Source organism: Frankia sp. Mgl5 (assembly GCF_023242985.1).
Lineage (GTDB): Bacteria > Actinomycetota > Actinomycetes > Frankiales > Frankiaceae > Parafrankia > Parafrankia soli.
Map to the genome: position 1 here is coordinate 1 of NZ_JALKFY010000414.1, position 700 is coordinate 700.

Consider the following 700-nt stretch of genomic DNA (forward strand, 5'->3'; position numbering starts at 1 on the left):
CCTGTCGTCGTCTTCTTCCGGCGGGCGCGCAGGTACTCGATCAGGACCGGGACCACCGAGATCAACACGATGAGGATCAGCATCGCCTCAAGGTTCTGGCGAATGAAATCGATCTTCCCGAGCAGCGAGCCGAGGACGGTGACCCCGCAGCCCCACAGCAGGCCACCGATCACGTTGTAGACCACGAACGTCCGATAGTGCATCCGACTAACCCCGGCGATCACCGGGGTGAAGGTACGCACGATCGGCACGAAACGCGCCAGCACGATCGAGCGGCCACCATGCTTCTCGAAGAACTCGTGCGCCTGATCCACATACTCCTGCCTGAACAGCCGCGAGTCCGGACGCCGGAACAGCGCCGGACCCGCCTTCCGCCCGAACAGGTAGCCCACCTGGTCACCCGCGACCGCGGCCACACCGATCAGGACACACGCGAGCCACAGCGGCGTGGACACCTCATCCTGGGAGATCAGCAGACCGAGGGTGAACAACAGCGAGTCACCCGGCAGGAAGAACCCGACCAGCAACCCCGACTCGGCGAAGACGATCAGAAGGACGACCACTAGGCCGGCCTTCGCCAGACTGTCGGCACTGATGAAGTCCGGCCCCAGGGCCAGAGTGTTCGACGCGAACGTGGTCACTGTCGAGGGCCTCCAGGGAACTCAGGCGACGGGGCCGGCGCCCGCCCGTCCAGGGTCTC

General features: G+C 65.1%; 1 protein-coding gene. It reads right to left on the reverse strand.

Annotated features, from left to right (window positions below; translation table 11 throughout):
* Nucleotides 1-641: VTT domain-containing protein (locus MXD62_RS09900; RefSeq protein ID WP_248829044.1), on the reverse strand; the 641-nt coding region annotated here is incomplete at its 3' end.
* Nucleotides 642-700 lie beyond the last annotated feature (59 nt).